Source organism: Paraburkholderia sp. EG286A, assembly GCF_040965375.1.
In the GTDB taxonomy this organism is placed as follows: Bacteria; Pseudomonadota; Gammaproteobacteria; order Burkholderiales; family Burkholderiaceae; genus Paraburkholderia.
Genome location: NZ_JBFRCB010000001.1, coordinates 1,476,981 through 1,498,619 on the forward strand (window position 1 = coordinate 1,476,981; position 21,639 = coordinate 1,498,619).

17 protein-coding genes are annotated in these 21,639 nt (G+C 63.5%); 5 read left to right on the top strand and 12 right to left on the bottom strand.

Annotated features, from left to right (window positions below; translation table 11 throughout):
* Nucleotides 1-48: 48 nt before the first annotated feature.
* From AB4Y35_RS06560 to AB4Y35_RS06615, 12 genes are all read right to left on the bottom strand, one after another.
* Nucleotides 49-1,620 (bottom strand): alpha/beta hydrolase, encoded by a 1,572-nt coding sequence (locus AB4Y35_RS06560; protein WP_368703872.1) that lies wholly within the window; start codon nt 1,618-1,620, stop codon nt 49-51.
* A 119-nt stretch (nt 1,621-1,739) separates the two neighbouring features.
* Nucleotides 1,740-3,206 (bottom strand): efflux transporter outer membrane subunit, encoded by a 1,467-nt coding sequence (locus AB4Y35_RS06565; RefSeq protein WP_368703789.1) that lies wholly within the window; start codon nt 3,204-3,206, stop codon nt 1,740-1,742.
* A gap of 70 nt (nt 3,207-3,276) precedes the next feature.
* Nucleotides 3,277-4,917, bottom strand: coding sequence for a proton-conducting transporter membrane subunit (locus AB4Y35_RS06570; RefSeq protein ID WP_368703790.1), 1,641 nt, complete (start codon nt 4,915-4,917; stop codon nt 3,277-3,279).
* Nucleotides 4,914-6,428 (bottom strand): complex I subunit 5 family protein, encoded by a 1,515-nt coding sequence (locus AB4Y35_RS06575; RefSeq protein ID WP_368703791.1) that lies wholly within the window; start codon nt 6,426-6,428, stop codon nt 4,914-4,916. Before AB4Y35_RS06575 ends, AB4Y35_RS06570 begins: the two co-directional genes overlap by 4 nt.
* Entirely contained in the window at nt 6,425-6,775 is a 351-nt protein-coding gene (locus AB4Y35_RS06580) for an NADH-quinone oxidoreductase subunit K (RefSeq protein WP_368703792.1), read from the bottom strand. The genes AB4Y35_RS06575 and AB4Y35_RS06580 overlap by 4 nt, the downstream gene beginning before the upstream one ends.
* Complete coding sequence (locus AB4Y35_RS06585; protein ID WP_368703793.1) at nt 6,772-7,716, bottom strand: hydrogenase subunit MbhD domain-containing protein; 945 nt, start codon at nt 7,714-7,716, stop codon at nt 6,772-6,774. Before AB4Y35_RS06585 ends, AB4Y35_RS06580 begins: the two co-directional genes overlap by 4 nt.
* Nucleotides 7,713-8,006 carry a monovalent cation/H(+) antiporter subunit G gene (mnhG, locus tag AB4Y35_RS06590; protein WP_368703794.1) on the bottom strand — a complete coding sequence of 98 codons (294 nt, stop codon included), beginning with the start codon at nt 8,004-8,006 and terminating at the stop codon, nt 7,713-7,715. Before mnhG ends, AB4Y35_RS06585 begins: the two co-directional genes overlap by 4 nt.
* Nucleotides 8,003-8,287, bottom strand: coding sequence for a monovalent cation/H+ antiporter complex subunit F (locus AB4Y35_RS06595; RefSeq protein WP_069267111.1), 285 nt, complete (start codon nt 8,285-8,287; stop codon nt 8,003-8,005). Before AB4Y35_RS06595 ends, mnhG begins: the two co-directional genes overlap by 4 nt.
* Nucleotides 8,280-8,807 carry a Na+/H+ antiporter subunit E gene (locus AB4Y35_RS06600; RefSeq protein ID WP_368703795.1) on the bottom strand — a complete coding sequence of 176 codons (528 nt, stop codon included), beginning with the start codon at nt 8,805-8,807 and terminating at the stop codon, nt 8,280-8,282. Before AB4Y35_RS06600 ends, AB4Y35_RS06595 begins: the two co-directional genes overlap by 8 nt.
* 81 nt (nt 8,808-8,888) lie before the next feature.
* Nucleotides 8,889-11,966, bottom strand: a complete 3,078-nt coding sequence (locus AB4Y35_RS06605; protein WP_368703796.1) for an efflux RND transporter permease subunit — start codon at nt 11,964-11,966, stop codon at nt 8,889-8,891.
* The gene (locus AB4Y35_RS06610; RefSeq protein ID WP_368703797.1) at nt 11,963-13,057 is read right to left on the bottom strand and encodes an efflux RND transporter periplasmic adaptor subunit; all 1,095 of its coding nucleotides are present in this window, start codon (nt 13,055-13,057) and stop codon (nt 11,963-11,965) included. Before AB4Y35_RS06610 ends, AB4Y35_RS06605 begins: the two co-directional genes overlap by 4 nt.
* A gap of 156 nt (nt 13,058-13,213) precedes the next feature.
* A complete protein-coding gene (locus AB4Y35_RS06615; protein WP_368703798.1) occupies nt 13,214-13,675 on the bottom strand; it encodes a hypothetical protein in 462 nt (153 codons plus the stop codon).
* A gap of 638 nt (nt 13,676-14,313) precedes the next feature.
* Here AB4Y35_RS06615 and AB4Y35_RS06620 point away from each other — a divergent pair.
* From AB4Y35_RS06620 to AB4Y35_RS06640, 5 genes are all read left to right on the top strand, one after another.
* A complete protein-coding gene (locus tag AB4Y35_RS06620; protein WP_368703799.1) occupies nt 14,314-15,114 on the top strand; it encodes an NAD-binding protein in 801 nt (266 codons plus the stop codon).
* On the top strand, nt 15,111-16,844 hold the full coding sequence (locus tag AB4Y35_RS06625; protein WP_368703800.1) for a SulP family inorganic anion transporter: 1,734 nt from the start codon (nt 15,111-15,113) through the stop codon (nt 16,842-16,844). Before AB4Y35_RS06620 ends, AB4Y35_RS06625 begins: the two co-directional genes overlap by 4 nt.
* Nucleotides 16,845-16,901: 57 nt before the next feature.
* Nucleotides 16,902-18,356 (top strand): DUF2252 domain-containing protein, encoded by a 1,455-nt coding sequence (locus tag AB4Y35_RS06630; protein WP_368703801.1) that lies wholly within the window; start codon nt 16,902-16,904, stop codon nt 18,354-18,356.
* A gap of 198 nt (nt 18,357-18,554) precedes the next feature.
* Complete coding sequence (locus tag AB4Y35_RS06635) at nt 18,555-19,172, top strand: LysE family translocator (RefSeq protein ID WP_342946268.1); 618 nt, start codon at nt 18,555-18,557, stop codon at nt 19,170-19,172.
* Nucleotides 19,173-19,244: 72 nt separating this feature from the next.
* The gene (locus AB4Y35_RS06640; RefSeq protein WP_368703802.1) at nt 19,245-21,620 is read left to right on the top strand and encodes a DNA polymerase II; all 2,376 of its coding nucleotides are present in this window, start codon (nt 19,245-19,247) and stop codon (nt 21,618-21,620) included.
* The last annotated feature ends 19 nt before the right edge of the window (nt 21,621-21,639 follow it).

Genomic DNA, 21,639 nt, shown 5'->3' on the forward strand with positions numbered 1-21,639 from the left:
CCGGATGCTGTCGATTCTTCCAGTCGAGTTGCTGTTGCAGCCGTCGGCTTACGGCTCGTCGTAATCATCGCCGGTCTGCTCCAGTTCCCTCAACGCTTCCGCGGGATCCTCCGGCTTCCCGGCAGCGGTCTCATGAGTGCGCTTCGGTGAATCGACAACGGGAGGAGGCATCTTGCCGATGCCCTCGTCGATGCGTTGCAGGAGATACGGGAAGAACGGATTCGATGCAATCCGGAACATCGAGTCGAGTGTCAGAATCAACGTGCCGCGTTCTCCGCGCGGCGCGAGCGTACCAAGGTTGACATTGAAGTTCTCGTCGTCGCCCGGCTCGATGCCGTAGAGTGCATCCGTCACGGGAAATGGAATCGCAACATGCGATAACGAAAAGATATCCGGAGGATAGTCAACGTCCAAAGGACGAACGTGAGTTGCCACACTGCCGGCATCGACACTGCGTTCGACCGTATGAGCCGAATCCTGTGAGGCATTGGCAACGACCGTGGTGCGATAGTTCTGCGGCCCGATGCGCAGCAGCCGTGTGAGCGCCGAATAGGACGCGACGCGCAGGAAGGTTCTGAAACTCACGCTGCGGTTCACATCGAACAACACGATTTCACTGCCGTTTGCGGGAAGCTTGTCATACAACGACGACATGACAGCAGGGGTGCTGACCGTGAAATCGGTAACCGACTGGAACGTCAGCACGGGAGGGAGCGAATTCAACCGATTCTCACGCTCGAGCCTCGTCATCTGCTCCTGGATGGCGCGGGTAAGCAGCCAGGACTGACGCGCTGCGTTTACCGGGAACGAGTTGTATTTGAAGGGGTTGAATTCCGGCACGATGCCGAGCCAGGCGGCCCGCGCGAACGCGGGCAACATCGCGGGTAGTCCCACGAGGCCCGCAAACCGCGCGTAACGAGTGACTCCGATCATCGGCGAAATGAGCACGAGCCGGGTGGGACGCGTGAGCGCGGGGTTCTCGATGGCGTCCATCGCATATTGCAGGGCAAGCGCGCCGCCGTTCGAGAAGCCTATCAGTTCGAGCGGCTTGTCCGGGCCCACGCGCCGGCGCGCTTCGCGAACCGCGAGTCGCGTTGCTGCGGCCCATTCTTGCCATGTGACATGGGTCAGTCCCGCTGGCACGGTACCGTGTCCAGGCAAACGGATGGCGATCGCGACAAAGCCCCGGTCACGATAGTTGCGCGCGATGTGCCGCAAACTGTAGGGCGAGTCCGTCATGCCATGCAGCAGCACCACCGCTCCAACCGGCGGTCCGGGAGGTTCCAGTATGTACGAGCGGTTCCAGTCCTGAGCGAAGTGCTCCGGATAGATCGGTGAGCCTTCGTAGTATCGGTTCGACGGGACACGCTCGGATGCGTTGATCTTTTCGACGACGTTGACGCGCACATCCTCGAAAAGCCGCGACTCCTCCCGCATGTACGCACGCCAGTCGCCGGCGTCTATTTCTTCGACGGTCATCTCCCGCGGCACGTAGGTGTGCCAGGCGGATAGTTCCGGGCCGCGCAGCGAAGACCATGCCCGCAAACCCAATGCGAGTAACGCGAGCACGACCAGGATCGACACGCATATTTTTATTACCTTCAGCGACGTGCGTAGCATGGCATTTCTCTTGGAAGCAACTTCAAAATACAGAGTGACCTTGAACGTCTTCTGCTGCGTATCCATTCGACCGGATGCTGCGTGATGCGTCGCCGGGTCCTATGTCTTTAAAGCCTGTGTCACCTGCCCTGCGAGGCATTGCCCTTTCGGTCCGCGCTCAGGGACACGGGCGTATGCGAATCGGCGATATCGACCCAGCCACCGCCCATGGCCTGATACACGCTGATCACCTGGTTATAGCGCGAGGCCTGCAAGCTGGCGAGGGCAAGCTCGGCGGAGAACAGGTCGTTTTCGGATATCAGCACTTCGAGATAGCCGATCAACCCGTCTTCGAACTTGAGCCGCGAGAACCTCGCATATTCGCGCAAAGCATCGACGCGCTGCTGCTGAAGCGCGGTCTGCTCGATGGTCATTTGTGAGCTGACGAGCGCATTATTGGTGTCGTTGAACGCGCCCAGCACCGTCTGCCTGTAGACCAGTTCGGCCTGGCGCTTTTGTGCCTCGGCTGACTGCACCTGGCCAGCAATCGCACCCGACGTGAAGATCGGCCCGGTCAGTCCTGCTGCGACCGACCAGAGCGAGGCGGGCCCGGAAAGGAAGTCGCCGAACGCGGTACTGACCGAACCCAGCGCGCCCGTCAGCGAGAGGGTGGGATAGTAAAGCGCACGCGTGGCGCCGACATTCGCATTGGCCGCGACCAGATTCTGTTCGGCCTGCAAAATATCGGGCCGCCGCTCGAGCAATGTCGACGGCAGATCCGCCGGAATGACAGGAAGCACCAGCTCGCTCACCGACTTGCCTCGCGCAATGGGCCCGGGATTACGTCCCAGCAGAATGGAGATGCCGTTTTCCACGATGGCGATCTGCTGTTTGATGGCCGGTATCGCGGATTGAGCCAGCTTGTACTGCGAGCGCACCTGGGAAAGCTCCGTCTGGGAAACCAGTCCGTCGCGATAGCGCAACTCGAATATGCGTAATGTTTCGCCGAAGTTACTCGCCGTGGCCCGTGCGACTTCGAGTTGCCGGTCGAGCCCGCGCAGCGTGATGTAGCTGGTCGCCACGCCTGTCACCAGCGAAAGCACGACGCCCCGCTGGGCCTGTTCGCTGGCATAGACCTGCGCCTGCGCGGCTTCGGTCAGGCGTCTTACCCGGCCGAACAGGTCGATTTGCCAGGAAGCGGACAGCATGCCCTGATAGAGATTGAATACGGGATCGAGCAAGGGGGACAGCGGCGGCATCCCGACCTCGCTGGTCCGGTTGCGGCTCACGTTGGCGCCATAGCCGATCTGCGGGAGACCCTGCGAGCGCGCAGCGCGCAACAAGCCGATGAACTGGTCGATACGCGCCGCTGCGATACGCACGTCCAGATTGCCCTGCAGTGCGGTTTGAATCAGGTCGTTCAACACCGGATCGTCGAATTGCTCCCACCACGCCGTGTCCACGACTTCTTCAGCCGCGGGCAAATCGACCCGCCACGTTGCGGGCACCGCCACCTCGGGGCGACTGTAATCGGGCCCCACGCTAATGCAGCCGGCCAGGCAACTGGTAGCGGCGGCAAATATCGCAGCACGCGTCAGCGTTCTCATGACGTACTCCAGGTTCTGCTGCGACCGCGTCCCGTATGCGCAGGCGGTGCGGTCGGTTGCGCCACACACATCATGCCGCCACCGCGAGCAGGCCGCCGAACAGCAGCGCCGCGAGCAACAGCGTCAGACAGGACACGGCCCATCCGCGCACGAACGCATCCGTACACACGGCAATTCGTGCAGCCCCCGTGCTGCCTCGTTGCAGTCCGCGCAGGAGGCCACTTACATCTCCCACAGGCACGGACGGTACCGTCTTGCCCCATCGGTTCCAGCCAATCGCGAGCGCCGCGCCAACGAGTACCGGCCAGAGTGCCGACCACAACGCCGCGGGAGCCAGGGCCTCGGGTAGCGAGCCTGCCGGGATACGCAGATACAACACCCACGGAACGGCGAGCGAGACCACTACCATTGCCAGCCATGCTCCCCTGAACGGCCCCGGAGCGCGCGCGTTGGAATCGGTCGTGGCCACTGCACCCAGACGCCGCACGAAATGAAGCATCAGCAACGTGGTCGCGGCTGAAGAGGCCACAGCCAACGACCCGGCCAGATCGCCGCCCAGCAGGTCCTTGGCCGCGTACTTGGCCAGTGCGCCGCCCGTCAACGGCAATCCGCCCAGTCCAAGCGCGATGACCGCCGTAGGCAGCAGCACCCATCGCAACGATCCGGCACCCGTCAACGCGACCACGCCCACGGCCAGAAACAAAGTGCCTTTGACGAGCAGATGGTGCGCGGCATAGTAAGCGGCCGCCACGACGGTAGCGGGGTCGCCTGCGGCTAGCCCCATGCCGATCACGGCCATCAGGAAGCCCATCTGGCTGACGCTCGAGTACGCAAGCACGACCTTCGGCTGGGACTGGGTGATACCGATCGCTACGCCGTAGAACGCGCCGAACATGCCCAGCGCCGCGAAAGGGATGCCAAAGTGCGGCCATGCGTCGTTGAAAGTAAATGGCAGAAAACGAACCAATGCGATCACGCTGGCCTTGACCACCGCGCCGCTGAGCACCGCCGCCGCCGGAACAGGTGCCGCGCGATAGGCGTGCGGCATCCAGAAATGCAGCGGCACCATCCCGGCCTTCATGCCGAGGCCAACCAGGAGCAATAGCAGCGTGGCGTTGCGCCAGGGCGAGCCCGGCAAGGCTGCAGCCGCATCGCGAATCAGCAGGCTGCCGCCAGGCGTGGCCTGTGCGAGCAGGACCAATCCTCCCAGCACGAAAGCCTCGGCCAGTAATGCAACACCAAGATAAAGCGCGCCCGCGTATCGGGCTTCGGGCCCGTCGCCCTGGAGCACCAGCCCGCTGGCGCCGACACTCAACACCGCCAGCATCAGATAAAAGCCAATCAGATCGGCCGTCAGAAACACGCCCACGCTGCCGGTCAAGGCCATGAGCCAGCAGACGACGAACCCATCGATATCTTCGCGACCGCGTACATATCGTGCGGCATAGATTCCGGCGAAGAGCCACAACAGCGCCGCCGTGCCGAGCAACACCGCGCCTGGCGTATCGAGCGCGAAACTGAGGGCGAACCGGCTGTGGCCGAGCATCAGGGTTTCGCTCTGGCTGGCGCCAACGGCCGCGGCCAGCGCGGGCAGCGCAGCGACGGCGAACCATGAAGGCAGGCGCCTGCGAACCGGCGCCGACGCACAGAGCAGCAGCATCAGCAATGGCAACCCGACAGCTGCGACGAGCAGAGCTTGGGAGACATTCATGGCAGCCCCGCTGGCGGCATCACCGTGCGGCCGATCTGGGCCACGTCGACCGGCAGCAGCACGGCGAGGCCAAGCAGGAAAGAACACGTTGCGAGGCCAAGCACGGCGAGCTGCTGGTAACGAGGCACCTGCTTTTGCGGCGACCAGCCGGGCGCAGCGGGCTCCATCGCGCGCACCACCACCATGAAAACGTAGACGCTCGTGAGCAGGCCGCCGACCAGCATCACGACCGCCCACCACCATTGCCCCGTCGCGAGTGCCGCCGACATCAGCAGCCACTTGGCCAGAAAGCCCCCGGAAGGCGGCAAGCCGATCAACGTGGCGCCGGCCAGCGCGAAAGCCGTCAGCGTCATGGGCAGGGCGCGCCCTGCGCCGCGCAGGTCGGCCAGACGGTCATGCCCCAGCGTGCTATAGATCAGACCGGCCGCGAGGAACATGGCCGCTTTTGCGCTCGCGTGCGATACGGCCTGCAACAGGCCACCCGTGACGGCCCGAGCGCTTTCGTGCTGCACGGCAAGCGGGAACAGCAGGAACAGATAGCCGATCTGGGCGACCGTCGAGTAAGCGATCAAGAGCTTCAGCCGCACCTGGCGCAGCGCCACCACATTGCCGAAGAGGATCGCGAGCGCCCCCAGGCCTGCAAGCAGTTGCGAGCAGGATCCGCTTGCGATGCTGGCGAAGACGTCGACCCACAACCGCACCACCACGAACCACGATCCCTTGATGACCAATGCCGACAGCAGCGCGCTCGCGGCGGCGGGTGCGCCCGCGTGCGCAGGCGGCAACCACAGATGCAGCGGGAACAGCGCGGTTTTGGCGAGCATGCCGGCCGTCATCAACGCCAGCGCGGCCCAGGCTAGCGGCTGCGCCCCGATCCTCGCGGCAAGCAGCGCAATGTCCAGCGTGCCATAGGCCCCATAGAGCAGAAAAACCCCCAGCAAATAAAGCATCGAGCCGATCAGCGCGTACAACAGATAACGCAACGCAGCCTGCAATGTTTCGGCGCGGCCATCGAGGGACACGAGAGGAACGCCCGCAAAAGTCAGCAGTTCGAGCGCGACGTAGAGCGTGAAAATGTCTCCGCTCACAAACACCAGATTGAGCGCTCCCCATACCGCCAGCAGCAGCAGCCAGAACGCCAGCGGCGCGCGTGCCTCGTTCGTGCCGGACGGCGTGCCGAAGTCGCCATTGGCGTATATCGCCACCGCCCCCACCACCACGGCAACCACCAGCATCATGCACACCGAGAGGCCGTCGGCGCGGAGCATGACGCCCAGCGGCGGCGCCCAGCCGCCCAGCAGATAGCGCAATGCGTCGCCCGAAACCAGCAGCCTCGCCGCAATCTCCAGCACGATGCCGAAACCGAAGGCGATCGTCACCCAGGCCACGCGTTGCGCGTGGCGTCCGCCGAGCGCCAACCCCGCCAGCATCCCGGCAAAAGGCAACAACACGGCGAGCGTCAGCAGCAGGCCGCCCGGCGTCGATTGCCCCGTGAGCGCCAGCGTCGTCACCTCGCCTCCGTATTGGCGCGCGCCCCGCCCGACGCCGCATCACCGTCCGCCGACAGAGAATTCGAGCCCGTTTCCGCGAACCTGCGCAGCATGAGTCCGACTGCGAGCGCGGAAGCGGCGAACGACACGACAATCGCCGTGATCAATAGCGCCTGCGGCACCGGGTCGCCGGACATGCCGGCGCCAGTTCCCCGATGCGCGATCACGGCACAAGCCAGAAAGACGCCATTGCCCGTGAGGTTGAAGGCCAGCACCTTGCGCAGGGGCTGCGGGTTGACGATCAGGCCATAGAGGCCGAGACCCACGAGGGCGGCGGCGGTCAAGCCGAACAACTGCGAGACGTTCATGGGCTCACCTCCGGCCGCTGCGGCGGCCCGACCAGCAGGAGGACCAGGGTCACGGCAAGCGAAGGCAGCAGCGCGGCTTCGATGATGATGATCCACAGCTTCGCCCGGCCATCGGGGTACGCGAGAAACGCTCCCGCCACGACGGCGCCGAGCAGGCCAAGCGCGATGAACACCGCCGGCCCGAGGATCAGCACGGCGCGCAGCCAGCGCCGGCTGACCGGCGGCGCATCGCGCAAACCGGACATCATGACGAGCAGCCACATGGCGGCAATCACCGTAGCGCCCTGGAATTTGCCGCCCGGATGATCGGCGCCGACCCAGAAAATGTAGATGCCGATCACGACGCCTATCGGCGGCAATACACGCGCGAGATACACCAGAATGTCGTTGGGACTGACCACCTGCGCCAGTCCCGGCCTGCCGCCCCAGCAGCGGTCCGGCGCCAGCGACCAGACGCCGACCACGCCGAACAGCAACACGACGGCTTCCAGCAGCGTGTCGATCGCGCGGAATGACAGCAGGACGGCCGTGATCGGGTTGCCGACGCCAGTCGCCTGAATGTGCCGCGCCACCTCGGGCGCCAGGGTCGGCGCGGGGTCCGGCAAGCTCCACAGGCTAACGGCAATCACGACGGCGACCGCCGTGGCGGCCACGCCTGCCGCGACACGCATCGCGAGGCCCGGCGTTTCGGCCTGGGCCGCCGCTTCAGTTGCCTCGAGCCGCGACGCCGCGCGGATCAGCAGCGCGCCGGTCAGGCCCGCACCGATCGCCGCTTCGGTCAACGCGACGTCGACAGCACGAAGCACTAGCCAGGCCAGCGTAAGCAGCAGGCCGTAAGGAATGAATCCGGCGACCGCGGCGAACGTATCGCGCACGACGACCGTCCAGAGCGCAAGCCCCAGCAACAGGATGCCGATACCGACGGAGATGGCGGCGATCATGCACGCTCCTCCTGCCGGCGCGCGGCGCGCGCGATGAGCTGCGACACATCGGATGACGTCAGCATCACCAGCAGCCAGACCACGATCAGCTTGAGGGCGATCACGATATGACCGGTCTGTGGCAACAGCCCCAGCACCACCATGCCCAAGCCCAGGTTGTCGGCCTTGGTCAACGCGTGCAGCCGCGTGTACGTGTCCGGGAACCGCAACAGCCCGACTGTACCGGCCACGAAGAAGACAACGCCGGCCAGCATGGCAATGATCGTGAAAATATCGGCTACGGCTCTCATTTCCGGTCCTCTTTCGCGATATCGCCCTCTGCCTGACGATCGGCCTTGACGAAGGCGACCGACGCGAACGCCGCAAGCACGGCGAGCGTCAACGCCACATCCACGACAGCCTCGACGCCGCTTGCCGTGCCGACCAGCAGCAACGCCGCGATCCCTCCCGTGCCGAACAGTTGCGCGGCCATCATGCGGTCGGCGCGCGTGGGCCCGCGCAGCACCGACAGCAGGCCCACGGCCACCATCAGCAGCACCAGCGCGCAAACGGCGATGAGCACGTCAGCCATGACGTTCACCGCTGACCAGCGCGCCCGCGAGGCGCCGTTCTTCGTCCGCCAGTTGTTCGTCAACCCGCTGCGAGGTGTCGAGGCAGTGGTAGACGAGCCCGTCCGCGGTCTCATCTACCGGCAGCGACCCCGGCAAGAGGCTCGTGATGATGGCGAAACCATTGCGCGCCGTTCCCGGCGGAAAACCGACACGATAGACCACGATACCGGGCCGCAAAGGCAGGCGCGGGTCCAACGCGCGGCGCGCCACGTCGATGCCCGCGAGCAGGGACTGCAAGAGGAAATGCGGAACGAATACGAGTAAGGCGCCGAGCCGTACCCTTCCCGCGGCGGGAGGCAGGAGACGCAGGCTCATCTGCGTTGCGACGAGCGTCGCGATCAGGCCGCAGACGAGGTCGGCCGGCTTCACGCTCGGCATCAGGATGATCCATAGCGCGAGAAAGCAAACCGCGCGTGTCAGCGCGACGCGCCAGTGCGAATGCCAGTCGAGCAGGAAAGCACGAAGCGTTGGTGAGCTCATGGAAGATGCGCCTCCTCTATCGAAAAACCAGCGAGCGCGAAAACGGCGGGCGTCTGCCGGATGGAGTCAGGCCCCGGCGGCTCACGTCGCCCCGTTCGCCATCCCCGAAGACTGCGACGGCGGCCGGTCTTCCTTGCCAAACACCACCATGTACAGGGCCGGCAGGAACACGAGGGTCAGCAGCGTCGCCACCAGCAAGCCGCCCATGATCGCGAAGGCCATGGCGCCCCAGAACACCGTAGGCGCGATCGGGATCAGGCCAAGCACGGTCGAGATCGAGGTCAACATCATTGGCCGTATGCGCGAAGTGCCCGAAGCGACAACGGCCTCCAGCACGCCCATGCCCTCGTGTCGAAAAGTCTCGATCTGCACGATCAGGATCAGGCCGTTCTTGGCGATCATGCCGATCAACGCGAGAATGCCCAGAATGGCGACGAAACCAAGCGGCCGGTTGAAAACCAGCAGCGCGAGCACCACGCCGATCAGGCCCAATGGCATCACCGAGACCACCATGGCCAGGCGCTTGAAGCTCACCAGCAGCAGCATCATGCTCGTCAGCATCAGCACGATCATCAGCGGGACCACGGCAAATACCGAGGCTTGCGAAATCGCGCTTTCCTCGAAGATGCCGCCAGTCGCGACGTGGTAACCCTTGGGCAGCTTCGCATTGAACGCATCGATCTTCGGCGCGAGCGTTGCAACGACTTCGTCGGGCAGCTCGCCATGCATCACGTCGGCGCGCACCGTGAGCGTCGGTACGCGGTTTCGCCGCCATATCAGCGGCGACTCCTGTTCCTCCGTGAACGTCGCGAACTGACTGAGTGGAACCATGCGCCCGCTCGGCGTGGGCACCTGCAGCGTACTCAGTGACTGCACCGTCAGCGGCTGCTCTTCCTGCGCGCGCGCCACGACGTTGACCAGATAGATGTCGTCGCGTATCTGCGTGAGCGGCGTGCCGGTAATGACGGTGTTCATGATGGCGGCCAGCGCGGCGGAACTCACGCCGAGCTGACGCGCTTCATCCTGGTTGATGTGGATGCGGATCTGCCGGGCCGGCTCCATCCAGTCGAAATTGATGTGGCGCGTTCGCTCGTCGGAACCCACGATACCGGCCAGATCGAGTGCGGCCCTGCGCACCTGCGCCGGGTCGGGGCCCGAGACGCGATACTGCAGCGGCCACCCCACCGGCGGTCCCAGTTCCAGCGGCGACACGCGGGCGACGATACCGGGGAACTGTTCGCTCAGTGTCTTCTCCAGTTTCAATTGCAGCCGGTCCCGCGCCTCGAGACTTTTCGCGACCACGATGACCTGTGCGAAAAACGGATTAGGCAGCTGAACATTGAGGGTAAGAATGAAGCGCACTGCGCCGCGGCCCACATAGCTGCTGAAGTGATCGACATCGGGATCGCTTTTCAGAATGGCTTCGAGTCGCGCGACCTGGTCCGCGGTCGCGTGGATGGACGCGTTCTGGCGCAAGGTCAGATCCACCGTCAGCTCCGGCCGGTCCGAGGCGGGAAAGAACTGCCGCGGCACGAACCGGACGAGGAAGATCGACACCACGAACGCCGCGAGCGTGACGGCAATCGTCAACCACCTGAGCCGCAGCGCGCCGCGCAGGAAGCGGTCATAGGCCATCAGCATCTTGCCGGGCTTGCGCGGCTCCTTTTCGGCCTTGGGCGCTTTCAGGATTGCCACACCGACTAGCGGCGAGAAAATCACCGCACCGAACCACGACGCGAGCAGCGCGATGGCGACTACCGCAAAAATAGAAAACGTATATTCGCCGGCCGAACTTTTTGCGAAGCCAATCGGCACGAAACTGGAAATCGACACGAGCGTGCCGATCAGCATTGGCGCGGCCAGCGTACGGTACGCGAACGTCGCCGCCTGATCCTTGCTGTCACCGGCGGCGAGGCGGTTGATCATGGCGTCGACGGTGGTCATGGCGTCGTCGACCAGCAAGGTCAGCGCGATGATCAGCGCGCCCAGCGAGACCCGGTGCAGGTCGATGTGCACGACGTCCATGATCCCGAAGACAATCGCCAGCGTCAGCGGGATAGACAATGCCACTACCGTCCCCGGCCGTATGCCCAGACTCACGAAGCTGCACACCAGGATGATGATGATCGCCTGCCAGAGCGACGCCATGAAGTCGTTGATCGCCACGTCGACGGTATCTGACTGATTGGCGACCAGGAACGGCTCGATGCCAGCAGGCAGGTTCGCGGTGGCGTCGGCCATCTCGGCCTTCAGGTTGCGACCGAGCGCCAGTATGTCGCCCGAATCGCGCATGGCGATCGCGAGGCCGATGGCCGGCTTGCCGTTGACGCGGAACATTGGCTGCGGAGGGTCGGCGAAGCCGCGTCTCACGGTGGCGATGTCGCCGAGGCGTACGATGCGCCCTCCCAGCACGAGGTTGACACTCTCGATGTCGCGTTCGGAATCGAAGGCGCCCGTCACCCTGAAGAACACCCGCTCCTGCCCGGTTTGCAGGACGCCGGTCGGCCTGATGAGATTTTGCGCTCTCAATGCGGCGACGATGGTCGGGTAGTCCAGACGCAAGCCCGCTAGACGGGTGGTCGAGAATTCGATGTAGATCTGTTCGTCCTGAGCGCCCAGGACCTCGATCTTCGAGACGTCCGGCACCAGCAGCAGGCGCGAGCGAATCGCCTCGACGCGATCGCGCAACTCGCGCATGTTGTAGCCGTCGGCGGTGAAGCCGTAGATGATGCCGTAGGTGTCGCCGAAGTCATCGTTGAAGAACGGCCCGAGCGTTCCCGCCGGGAGCGTCTGTCGCATATCGTCCACGTTTTTGCGAACCTGATACCAGACGTCCTGGACTTCGGAGGGTGGCGTGGACTGCAGAAGATCGACGAAGATTGTCGTCTGACCCGCTGTCGTATAGCTGCGTATGCGATCCAGGTGACGGGTCTCCTGCAACGTGCGTTCGAGCCGCTCGGTCACCTGCGAGAGCGTGTCGTCGACGGTGGCCCCCGGCCACGCGGCGGCCACCACCATGGTGCGGAATGTAAAGGCCGGATCTTCGGCGCGCCCCAACCGCAAGAATGACAGGGTTCCCGCGACCAGCGCAGCGATCATGAGGAACACGACCAGGGGGCGCTTCGAAAGCGCCCACTCGGATAGATTCGGGCCAATCACCTGACTGCCTCGGTCCAGTTAATTTTCTGTCCCGGCCGCAATGCCTGCACGCCGGCAGTCACGACCACGTCGCCTGTGTTGAGACCCTGCGACACCTCAACGCGGTCCTCGCCATACGCCTGAAGCTCGACCTCACGCACCGAAACCGTCCCTGTCTTCGTATCGACCACCCAGACCGCCGGCTTTCCTCCTGGCTGGATCAGCGCGCTCGAAGGAATTTCGATGGCCGCCGCGCGCGGGAGCTTCATGTGGCCAATGACCGTACTGCCAAGGCGCATGGCTGCCGGCGGATCGAGAACTTGAACCCGGACCGCAAAGGTTCCGGTCACCGGATCGGCGCGGGGCGATACTTCGCGCACCTTACCAACGGCGGTGACATCGGGGTTGCTGGCAAGCGCGATGACGATGTCGGGACTGGCCGGCGCGACGTCCTTGATCGCGGCGGGCACATCGAATACGGCATCCACCGCGCCCTCGCGAGCGATCTGCACGATCATGCGGCCAGCCGGAACCACCTCGCCCGGCTCCGCTCCACGCGCCGTCACCACGCCGGCCACGTCGGAAACGAGGTCGGTATAGCTCAGTCGGTTCTGCGCGATGTTGACCAACGACTGCGCCGCATCGACTTGCGACTGGGTGATCTTTGCCATCGCTTCCGACTGTTCGAACGAAGCACGCGACACGGCATGCTCCGCAAGCAGATCGCGCATGCGGGTGAACATGGTGCGCGCTTCCAGGGCTTGTGCCTGTGCAGCGGCCAACTGTGCCCGAGCGGACTGCAGGCTGCTTTCCTCGTTCATCCGGTCAAGCCGCGCCAGCACCTGGCCCGCCCTGACACGGTCCCCGACATCGACGTTGCGGGAGGTCATTCTTCCGTCGATACGGAACGATTGATTGATCTCGGCCTGCGCCTGCAATCTTCCGGTCAAGGCGATGGTCGCTCCGGCCTCCTGCTTTTGTATCCTGACGACGCGTACCGGGCGCACTTCCGTCACCTGCGCCTCTTCGCCCTTACGGCAGCCCGCCAACAGTCCGCCCGCCGCCGTTACACACAGCGCACACAGCGTCACGGCCAAAGGCAGGGAAACCATTCGACCTGCAGCATGATTCGCAAACACTGGCGTATTCCTCTGGATCCTTGGACAGGTTGCCCGTGTCCGCCCTGAAATGGCTTCGCGCCCTGTTGCAGCCCCGCCGGGCGTGCCGGCGTATCCATCCTCGAGAGATCAACGACACCTGCCTTCACTTCATCGCGTCACGCGCACCGAGTTGTTGCCGAGCAGCACACGCACGCGGTCGCCCGGAACGAACTGCTGATCCGCATCCTGGACCACGGACATCAGTTGCCCCGAATCCAGACGCACGACGATTTCAAGGCCTTGCCGCTGCGTGACGCGCTGCTCGACGGCATTACCTGCCGCGCCGCCCAGCACGGCGCCGCCGATGCCCGCCGCTACGGCACCCGAGCCGCGCCCGATGTTGCTGCCAGCCGCGATGCCGCCAAGCGCGCCGCCGGTTATTGCGCCAATGCCCGTTGGACCAGGCTGGATCGTGACGGGCCGCACGGTTTCGACCGCACCGAGTTCGACCACCATCACCTGCTGCGCCTGGGCCGGCCTGAAGGTCGAGCCCGAAGTTGGCGCCTCACAACCGGAAAGCGCAACCGAGGCGACTACGGAGCCAAGAAGCGTTGCAGCGAGATATCGCATGACATTCCCCCTAATGCGGCGCATTGCGGATTCGCTAATTTATTCGGCCTGTTTGCTAACGATTCCACGCATAATCATTAGCGAACATTCAGCCAATACGTACGCGGAGAATTGTCTTTTTCCATCGATCCTCCGAATACCTGACGAACATTATGGAATACGATTCGCACATGACGTTTTCAACGTGGCATTCGTTCGAAAATGGTTCAGCGATTCAATGTGGCGCGCATTTTTTATCCATCTGCTTCGGCAACGTCTCTTATCTCTCGCGACGAATTTCGAACGCGCCCAGATTGCACCCCATTTTGATCGGGCTATGTCCGGCACGATGCGTCACCTGGAAAGCTCGCCGTCGAGCAGCAACGAATTTGTCAAGGCGAGTTTGTCTGCAGTCGCAGGCCTTCCTGGTTCTTAATCGGCTAACTACTACGACATGCGTCAGCGGCTATAAGGTTTTCTTTTTCCTTCCGATCTGTTTTATCGTCTGAAACAAGTTGCCGCATTGCGTCGTCGCTCACCCGGTTAATACATTGGGCTCCTGATTATTTACTATTGACTACGGGCGCAAAAAGGGAGAGCGTATCCCCTTGGCATCAGGTTCGCTGTTGTCTCGATCAGACCAACAATCCGAGGTAACCATGTGGATCTTCCGTGTCGATGAACCTCGTCTTGGGGTCATCCGTATTCGAGAATGGCGCCGTCGCGCACATCACACAATCGGCCTTCTCGTCATGCTGCTGGGCAGCGCCACCATCGGCCTGATCGCCCTCGATCAGACCAGCCACTCTTTCTCCGACAAACTGTTTACGGCTCTTTGGAACGGAGTCAATCTCATTACGACACTCGGCGCCTTCAGCGAATTCAGCCCGCCTCAAAAGGTCTTCATGCTTCTGGCCATGGTCGCGACACTGCTGATCGGCGGGTTCGCCGTTTCGCGACTCACAGGCATGCTATCGGGCGATGACGTGATGGCTTATCGGGAGAACAGAATCATGGAACGCAAGTTCGAGCAGCTCGCCAATCACGTCGTGGTCGTGGGATTCCATTCTCTCGGAGAACGGGTTGCAAACTACCTGCATGAAGCGGGCAACACCGTGCTCGTACTCGTGGGCGATCAGGATCAGGCCAACCGGGCAACGGATTGCGGGCATCTCGTCGTACTCGGCTCGCCGGACGCCTTCGACGACGTGCTCAAGCGTGCGCGACTGGATAGCGCGAAAGCCATGTTCGTCACGACACCCGACAGCAATAACAATCTGGCAATCACCCTGCTGGCCCATACGCTCAACCCGTCGCTCGCCATTGCCGTACCTGGCGAAAACCCCTTGCGAAAAGGGCTGCTGGAGAACGCCGGCGCGACCAACGTCGTCATTGCCGACGACATCATCGCCAAAGCACTGGTCGCCAGGATTACGACTGCAGCGGAGGCCGCACGATGAAGCCCGCCGCTCCTACACCGCACCGCCTCCCTCACCTGCCTTTCCTGCAAGGACTGCTGCCCTTCAATCCCGCGCAACTGCCGCACGACATCATCGCCGGGATCACGCTGGCGGCGCTCGGCATTCCCGAAGTGATGGGATACACGAAAATTGCCGGCACGCCCACCGTGACGGGCCTCTATACGATCCTGCTGCCGCTCGTGGCGTTCGCGCTCTTTGGTGCGTCGCGACAACTGGTCGTCGCCGCCGACTCGGCCACGGCCGCCATTCTCGCGGGTACCTTGACGGCCGTCGCCGCGCTCGGCAGCAAGGACTATGTCGCCCTCACGAGCACCGTCGCCTTGACGGTCGCCGTAATGCTGGTGATCGCGCGTGTTTTTCGTCTGGGTTTTCTGGCCGACTTTCTTTCCCGCAGTGCGTTGATCGGCTTCCTGACCGGCGTCGGCATCCAGGTCGCCGCAGGGGAGCTTGCCGGCCTGATCGGGCTCGCCAAGCAAGGGCATGGGCCGTTGATGCAGATCGCGTCCGCGTTGCAACGCGTGGCTCAGGCCAACTATCCGACCACGATGCTCTCGCTCGCCGTGCTCGTGGTGATCATCGGCTGCAAGCGCTTCGTGCCGCGCGCACCGGGTGCGCTGATCGCCGTGATCGGCTCCATCGTGGCAAGCGGCGTGTTCAATTTCGCCGGACATGGCATCGCGGTCACGGGCGAAGTGCCGGGTGGACTCCCATCATTGTTCCTTCCACCGTTGCATATGGGCGCGATCAACCAGGTACTGGTCACGGCCGCCTCGTGCTTCATCGTCATCATTGCCCAGAGCGCAGCAACGGCACGCGCGTACGCCAATCGCTATAACGAAAGGGGCGACGACAACGCCGATATCATCGGGCTCGCGGCCGCCAACGCGGCAGCGGCTTTCACGGGAACCTTCGTCGTGAACGGCAGCCCGACCAAGACCGAGATGCTCGACGACGCGGGCGGCCGCACCCAGGTCGCCCACCTCACGACCGCCGCCATCGTCCTGCTGGTGCTGCTATTTCTCACGAAACCGCTGAGTCTGCTCCCTGCTGCCGTGTTGTCGGCCATCGTCTTCATGATCGGCGTAAAGCTGATCGACGTGAAAGGCATGGCCGAACTGTATCGCATGCAGAAGGACGAGCTCGTCGTGGCGTTGCTGACTACGGGCGTCGTCGTATTCGTCGACGTGATGCACGGCATTCTTGCTGCCGTCGTGCTTTCACTGATCGCGCATGCACGCCACAGCTACCGCCTGCGGACCCGGGTGCTGACGCGAGGCCCCGGCGACAGCTGGATCGCGCGACATGTCGAGCCCAATCTGCTCGCCGCACCTGGGATCGTCGTCTACCGTTTCGAAGCCGACCTGTTCTATGCGAACACCGGCCGCTTCACGGAAGAGGTGCTCAAGCTCGTCAACGAAGCCAGTCCGGGGCTGCGCTGGGTGGTGATCGACGCATCGGAGATCAACAACATCGACTACACGGCAGGCAAGACCTTGATCCAGTTGGGCGGCGAGCTCGACAAGCACGGCGTGGGCATAGCCGCGGTCGCCCTCCCCTCGGGCGTGCGACACGAAATCGAGCGGTACAAGGCGTTGCGTGTGAGTGGCGTGCATCGCGAGGTCTTTGCAACCGTCGATGCCGCAATCGAGGCACTGCGTGACATTTCGCCGTCTACGTCCTCGACTTCTCAAGACGCCAAGCCGCAATGAAGCGACCTGAAATGACACAGGTCCGATCCGGTCTTGAATCGACAAAAGGAGTGCCGCGTGCCTGATTCCGCTAACGCGAAGCCGGCTGCCCCCGGCGCAGATCCCGCTGCCGCGGGTACACCGGCGCTGCAGGAAGACCCATCCACACTCTTTGCGGGGCGTGGCTCGCTGGCCGATCGCGTCAGACGGGGCAAGACGGCTCGCAAAGCAGTGCCGCGCGAAAAGCTCGCCGAATGCCGGATTGCAGATCGCGATCCCATCGCACTCCTCGACGCTTCCAATGTGGGGCGGGTAGTCGAACTGATACCCATCCGTTATGGACGCATGGTCGCGAGTCCGTTCGCGTTCTATCGCGGTGCGGCGCCGCTCATGGCGCACGATCTGTCGAAGCTGCCGCACTCCAACGTGATCGTGCAACTGGGTGGCGATGCGCACCTGGCCAACTTCGGTCTGTTCGCGAGCCCCGAGCGGCGCGTTCTGTTCGGCCCCAACGACTTCGACGAGACGCTGCCTGGACCATTCGACTGGGACGTACGCAGACTGGCGACATCGTTCGTGATCGCTGCGCGCGAGCGCGGCTTTGCCTTGCGCGACCAGCAACGCATCGTGCGCCGGTTGTGCGCAACCTTCCGCCAACGGCTCGCCGACTTCAGCCGCATGGACACGCTCGACGTCTGGTACTGCCAGTTCAAGGCGGCGAGCATGCTGGCCATTGCCGATTCCGTCGAAGAAAGGAACAAGGAAGTCGCCGTCATCGAAAAGGCAAGACAACAGTCGTCGCGTACCGTGCTGACTCATGCAACCGAGGTCATCAACGGCAAGCTGCGGATCAAGGATGTCCCGCCGCTCGTGTATCACGTACCGCTGGAGAGCGCGAGTGACAGCAAGCAATATAACGCGATGGTGCGGCGCTTCTTCGCCGACTACCGGCTGACGCTTCCCGACGACAGGCGCGCCCTGTTCGACCGATATGAACTGGTGGATGTCGCCATTCGTGTGGTGGGCATCGGTTCGGTCGGAACGCGTTGCTATGAGGCGCTTTTCATGGCCGACGGCGATTGCCCGCTTTTCCTTCAACTCAAGGAGGCGCGCGCTTCCGTGCTGGAGGGCTACCTGCCGCCGAGCCGCTATCCCAATCATGGCCAACGGGTGGTCAACGGGCAGCGTCTGCTGCAGTCTGCCAGTGACATCTTCCTCGGGTGGTCGAAGATGCGCCACACCGGCAACGACTTCTACGTGAGGCAATTGCGCGACATGAAGGGCGCCTTCGACTTCACGACCTTCGACGTCGAAGATCTCGGCGAGTATGCGGTTTCCTGCGCCCACGCGTTGGCCCATTCTATGGCGAAGGCAGGCGATCCCGCGTTGCTCAGCGGCTATGCGGGCAAGTCGGAGGTATTCGACGAAGCCATCGTGCGATTCTCGCTCGCCTATGCAGAACAGAACGAGAAAGACTGGGCGGTACTGAAAGCGGCAGTCAAGGCGGGGCGCATTCAGGTCATTCGTCAATAGGGTCCGGGCGCTGTTCAGTCCGGCACGTTGGGACGCGCCGCTCCGGCCTGCGCGCCGCTTCCGCGGATGCCACTCAGCCCCTTCACGCCCCCAATCCGTACCGTTCAGCGTCTGCACAACTGTACCGGTACTGTATCGAGCACTGTCGATAAACTGGTTCCGTCGATTTTGTTTTCTCTTTCCGGAGCCCCTCGCATCATGCTGCCCGAAATGCTCAGCGCGCTGCCCGCCGGCATGCTCTTCGTCGTGGTCACGACCATCACGCCCGGCCCCAATAACACCATGTTGCTCGCGTCCGGCGTCAACTTCGGTTTTCGTCGCACGGTGCCGCACATTCTGGGCATCAGCGCGGGCGTGGTCGTGCTCATGCTCTCGGTGGGCTTCGGGCTTGGCCAGGTGTTCAGGCACATCCCGTCGCTCTATACCGTGCTGGAGGTCGCGAGCATTGCGTACCTGCTGTATCTCGCGTGGAAAATCGGCACCTCGGGCGACATCAAGGTGAAGAGCGGCGAGCACCGGCCCATGCGCTTTCACGAAGCCATCGCATTCCAGTGGGTCAATCCCAAGGCGTGGATGATGGTGCTCACGGCCGCCACCACGATCCGCCTTTCCACGAACTTCGGCACCAACACGATGGCGATGGCCTTCCTGTTCTATGTGATCGGTCTGCCCTGCATCTGCATCTGGGCCGCGTTCGGCACCAGCATGCGGCGCTTTCTGTCGAATCCGCGCCGGCTGCGCGCCTTCAACGTCTTCATGGCGCTATCGCTGCTCGTTTCGCTGTATCCAATGTTCGCGCATTTGCTTCAACATTAAGACGACCCGCCGCCCTTCCCACGTTCAAACGCTACAATCGCAAGCGGGAAACATGGGCGGCGGAGTCACACTTTGTCTGAGTTTGAAGCGGGTTTTATTCTCACCCGCCATTGGCGCGATACGGGCGAACACACCGAGGTCGACTTCTGGCTCGCGACCGACGCGGGGCCGCGCCAGCTGCGCCTGCGCCCCCAGCCCTCTGTCGCATTCGTGCCGGCCGCCCAGGAAGCCGCGGCCCGCGCCGCGCTGAAGGGCGACGCACGCGCCGAGCTGCGCCCGCTCAATCTGTGCGACTTCCAGCGCCGCCCGGTGCTGGGGCTCTACTCGCCGCAATATCGCGCCCTGGCCGGGCACGCAAAGCGCCTCGCCAAAGCGGGCGTCGACGTCTACGAAGCCGATATCCAGCCGCCGGAGCGCTACATGATGGAGCGCTTCATCACGGCGCCCGTGCTGTTTCGCGGCGATGCGGGTAGCCCGGATAACGGCGGCGTGCTGCTCGACAGCGAGATGAAGCCCGCCAACGGCTATCGCCCGAAGCTGAAACTGGTGTCGCTCGACATCGAAACGAGCGCCCAGGGCGAGCTTTATTCCATTGCGCTCGAAGGCTGCGGACAACGCCAGGTCTATATGCTCGGTCCCGCAAACGGCGACGCGAGCCAGATCGACTTCGACTTCGAATACTGCGCAAGCCGCGCGCAGATGCTCGAACGCCTCAACGCATGGATGGCGAAGCACGATCCCGACGCGATCATCGGCTGGAATCTCGTGCAGTTCGATCTGCGCGTGTTGCACGCACACGCCCAGCAAACCGGCGTACCCCTGCGTCTTGGGCGCGGCGGTGAGGTCATGGAGTGGCGCGAGCACGGCATGCGGGAGAATCATTTCTTCGCGGGCGCCGCGGGCCGCCTCATCATCGACGGCATCGAGGCGCTGCGCTCGGCCACCTGGAGCTTTCCGTCGTTCAGCCTCGAATACGTCGCCCAGGCGCTGCTCGGCGAGGGCAAGTCGATCGACAATCCGTATCAGCGCATGGACGAGATCCAGCGCCGCTTCGACGAAGACAAACCCGCGCTGGCCATCTACAACCTCAAGGACTGCGAGCTGGTCACGCGCGTCTTCGAGAAAACCGAACTGATGGCCTTTCTGCTCGAACGCGCATCGGTCACGGGGCTTCCCGTGGATCGCAGCGGCGGCTCGGTGGCCGCGTTCACGCATCTGTATCTGCCGAAAATGCATCGGCTCGGCTACGTCGCGCCCAATCTCGGCGACGTGGTGGGCGAAAACAGCCCCGGCGGCTTCGTCATGGACTCGCGCCCCGGCATCTACGATTCGGTGCTCGTGCTCGACTACAAGAGCCTCTACCCCTCGATCATCCGCACCTTCCTGATCGATCCCGTGGGGCTCATCGAAGGGCTGGGCGACCCCAGCGACGCAGCGTCCGTGCCCGGCTTTCTCGGCGCGCGCTTTGCCCGCGAGAAGCACTGTCTACCGGAAATCGTGCGCCAGGTGTGGGAGGGCCGCGAACAGGCGAAGCGGCAGCACAACGCCCCGCTTTCGCAGGCGCTCAAGATCATCATGAACGCATTCTACGGCGTGCTCGGATCGACCGGCTGCCGCTTCTTCGACCCGCGCCTCGCCTCTTCGATCACGATGCGCGGCCACGAGATCATGCGCAGAACCCGTCAGCTCATCGAGGCGCAAGGATACGACGTGATCTACGGCGACACCGACTCGACCTTCGTCTGGCTCAAGCACGCGCACAGTGAAGCCGACGCCACGCGAACCGGCAAGCAACTGGTCGAGCACGTCAATGCCTGGTGGAAGACCGAACTGCAGGAACGCTTCGGTCTCCAAAGCGCTCTTGAGCTGCAGTTCGAACGCCACTATTCGCGCTTTCTCATGCCCACGGTGCGCGGCGCGGAAGAAGGCAGCAAAAAGCGCTACGCGGGTCTCACGCTCGCGAAGCACGGCGGCGAAGAAGTCGTGTTCAAGGGCCTCGAAACCGTGCGCACCGACTGGACGCCGCTCGCGCAGGAATTCCAGCGCGAACTGTACCGGCGCATTTTCCAGCGCGAGCCTTATGTGGATTACATCCGCGACTATGTGCGGCGCACGCTCAACGGCGAACTGGACGACCAGCTCGTCTACCGCAAGCGCTTACGGCGGCCGCTCGTCGAGTACCAGCGCAACGTGCCGCCGCACGTGCGGGCGGCGCGCGTCGCGGACGAGTTCAATCGCGCGAAAGGCCGTCCGCTCCAGTATCAGAACGGCGGCTGGATCAGCTACGTCATGACGACGGCCGGACCCGAGCCGCTCGAAACGCTGAGTTCGCCGCTCGACTATGCGTTCTATGTGAGCCGCCAGCTACAGCCGGTTGCGGACGCGATCCTGCCTTTCCTGCGCGAGGATTTCGATACGTTGATGTCGGGGCAGCAGAGTCTGTTCTAGGCATGCGCCATCTCGCACG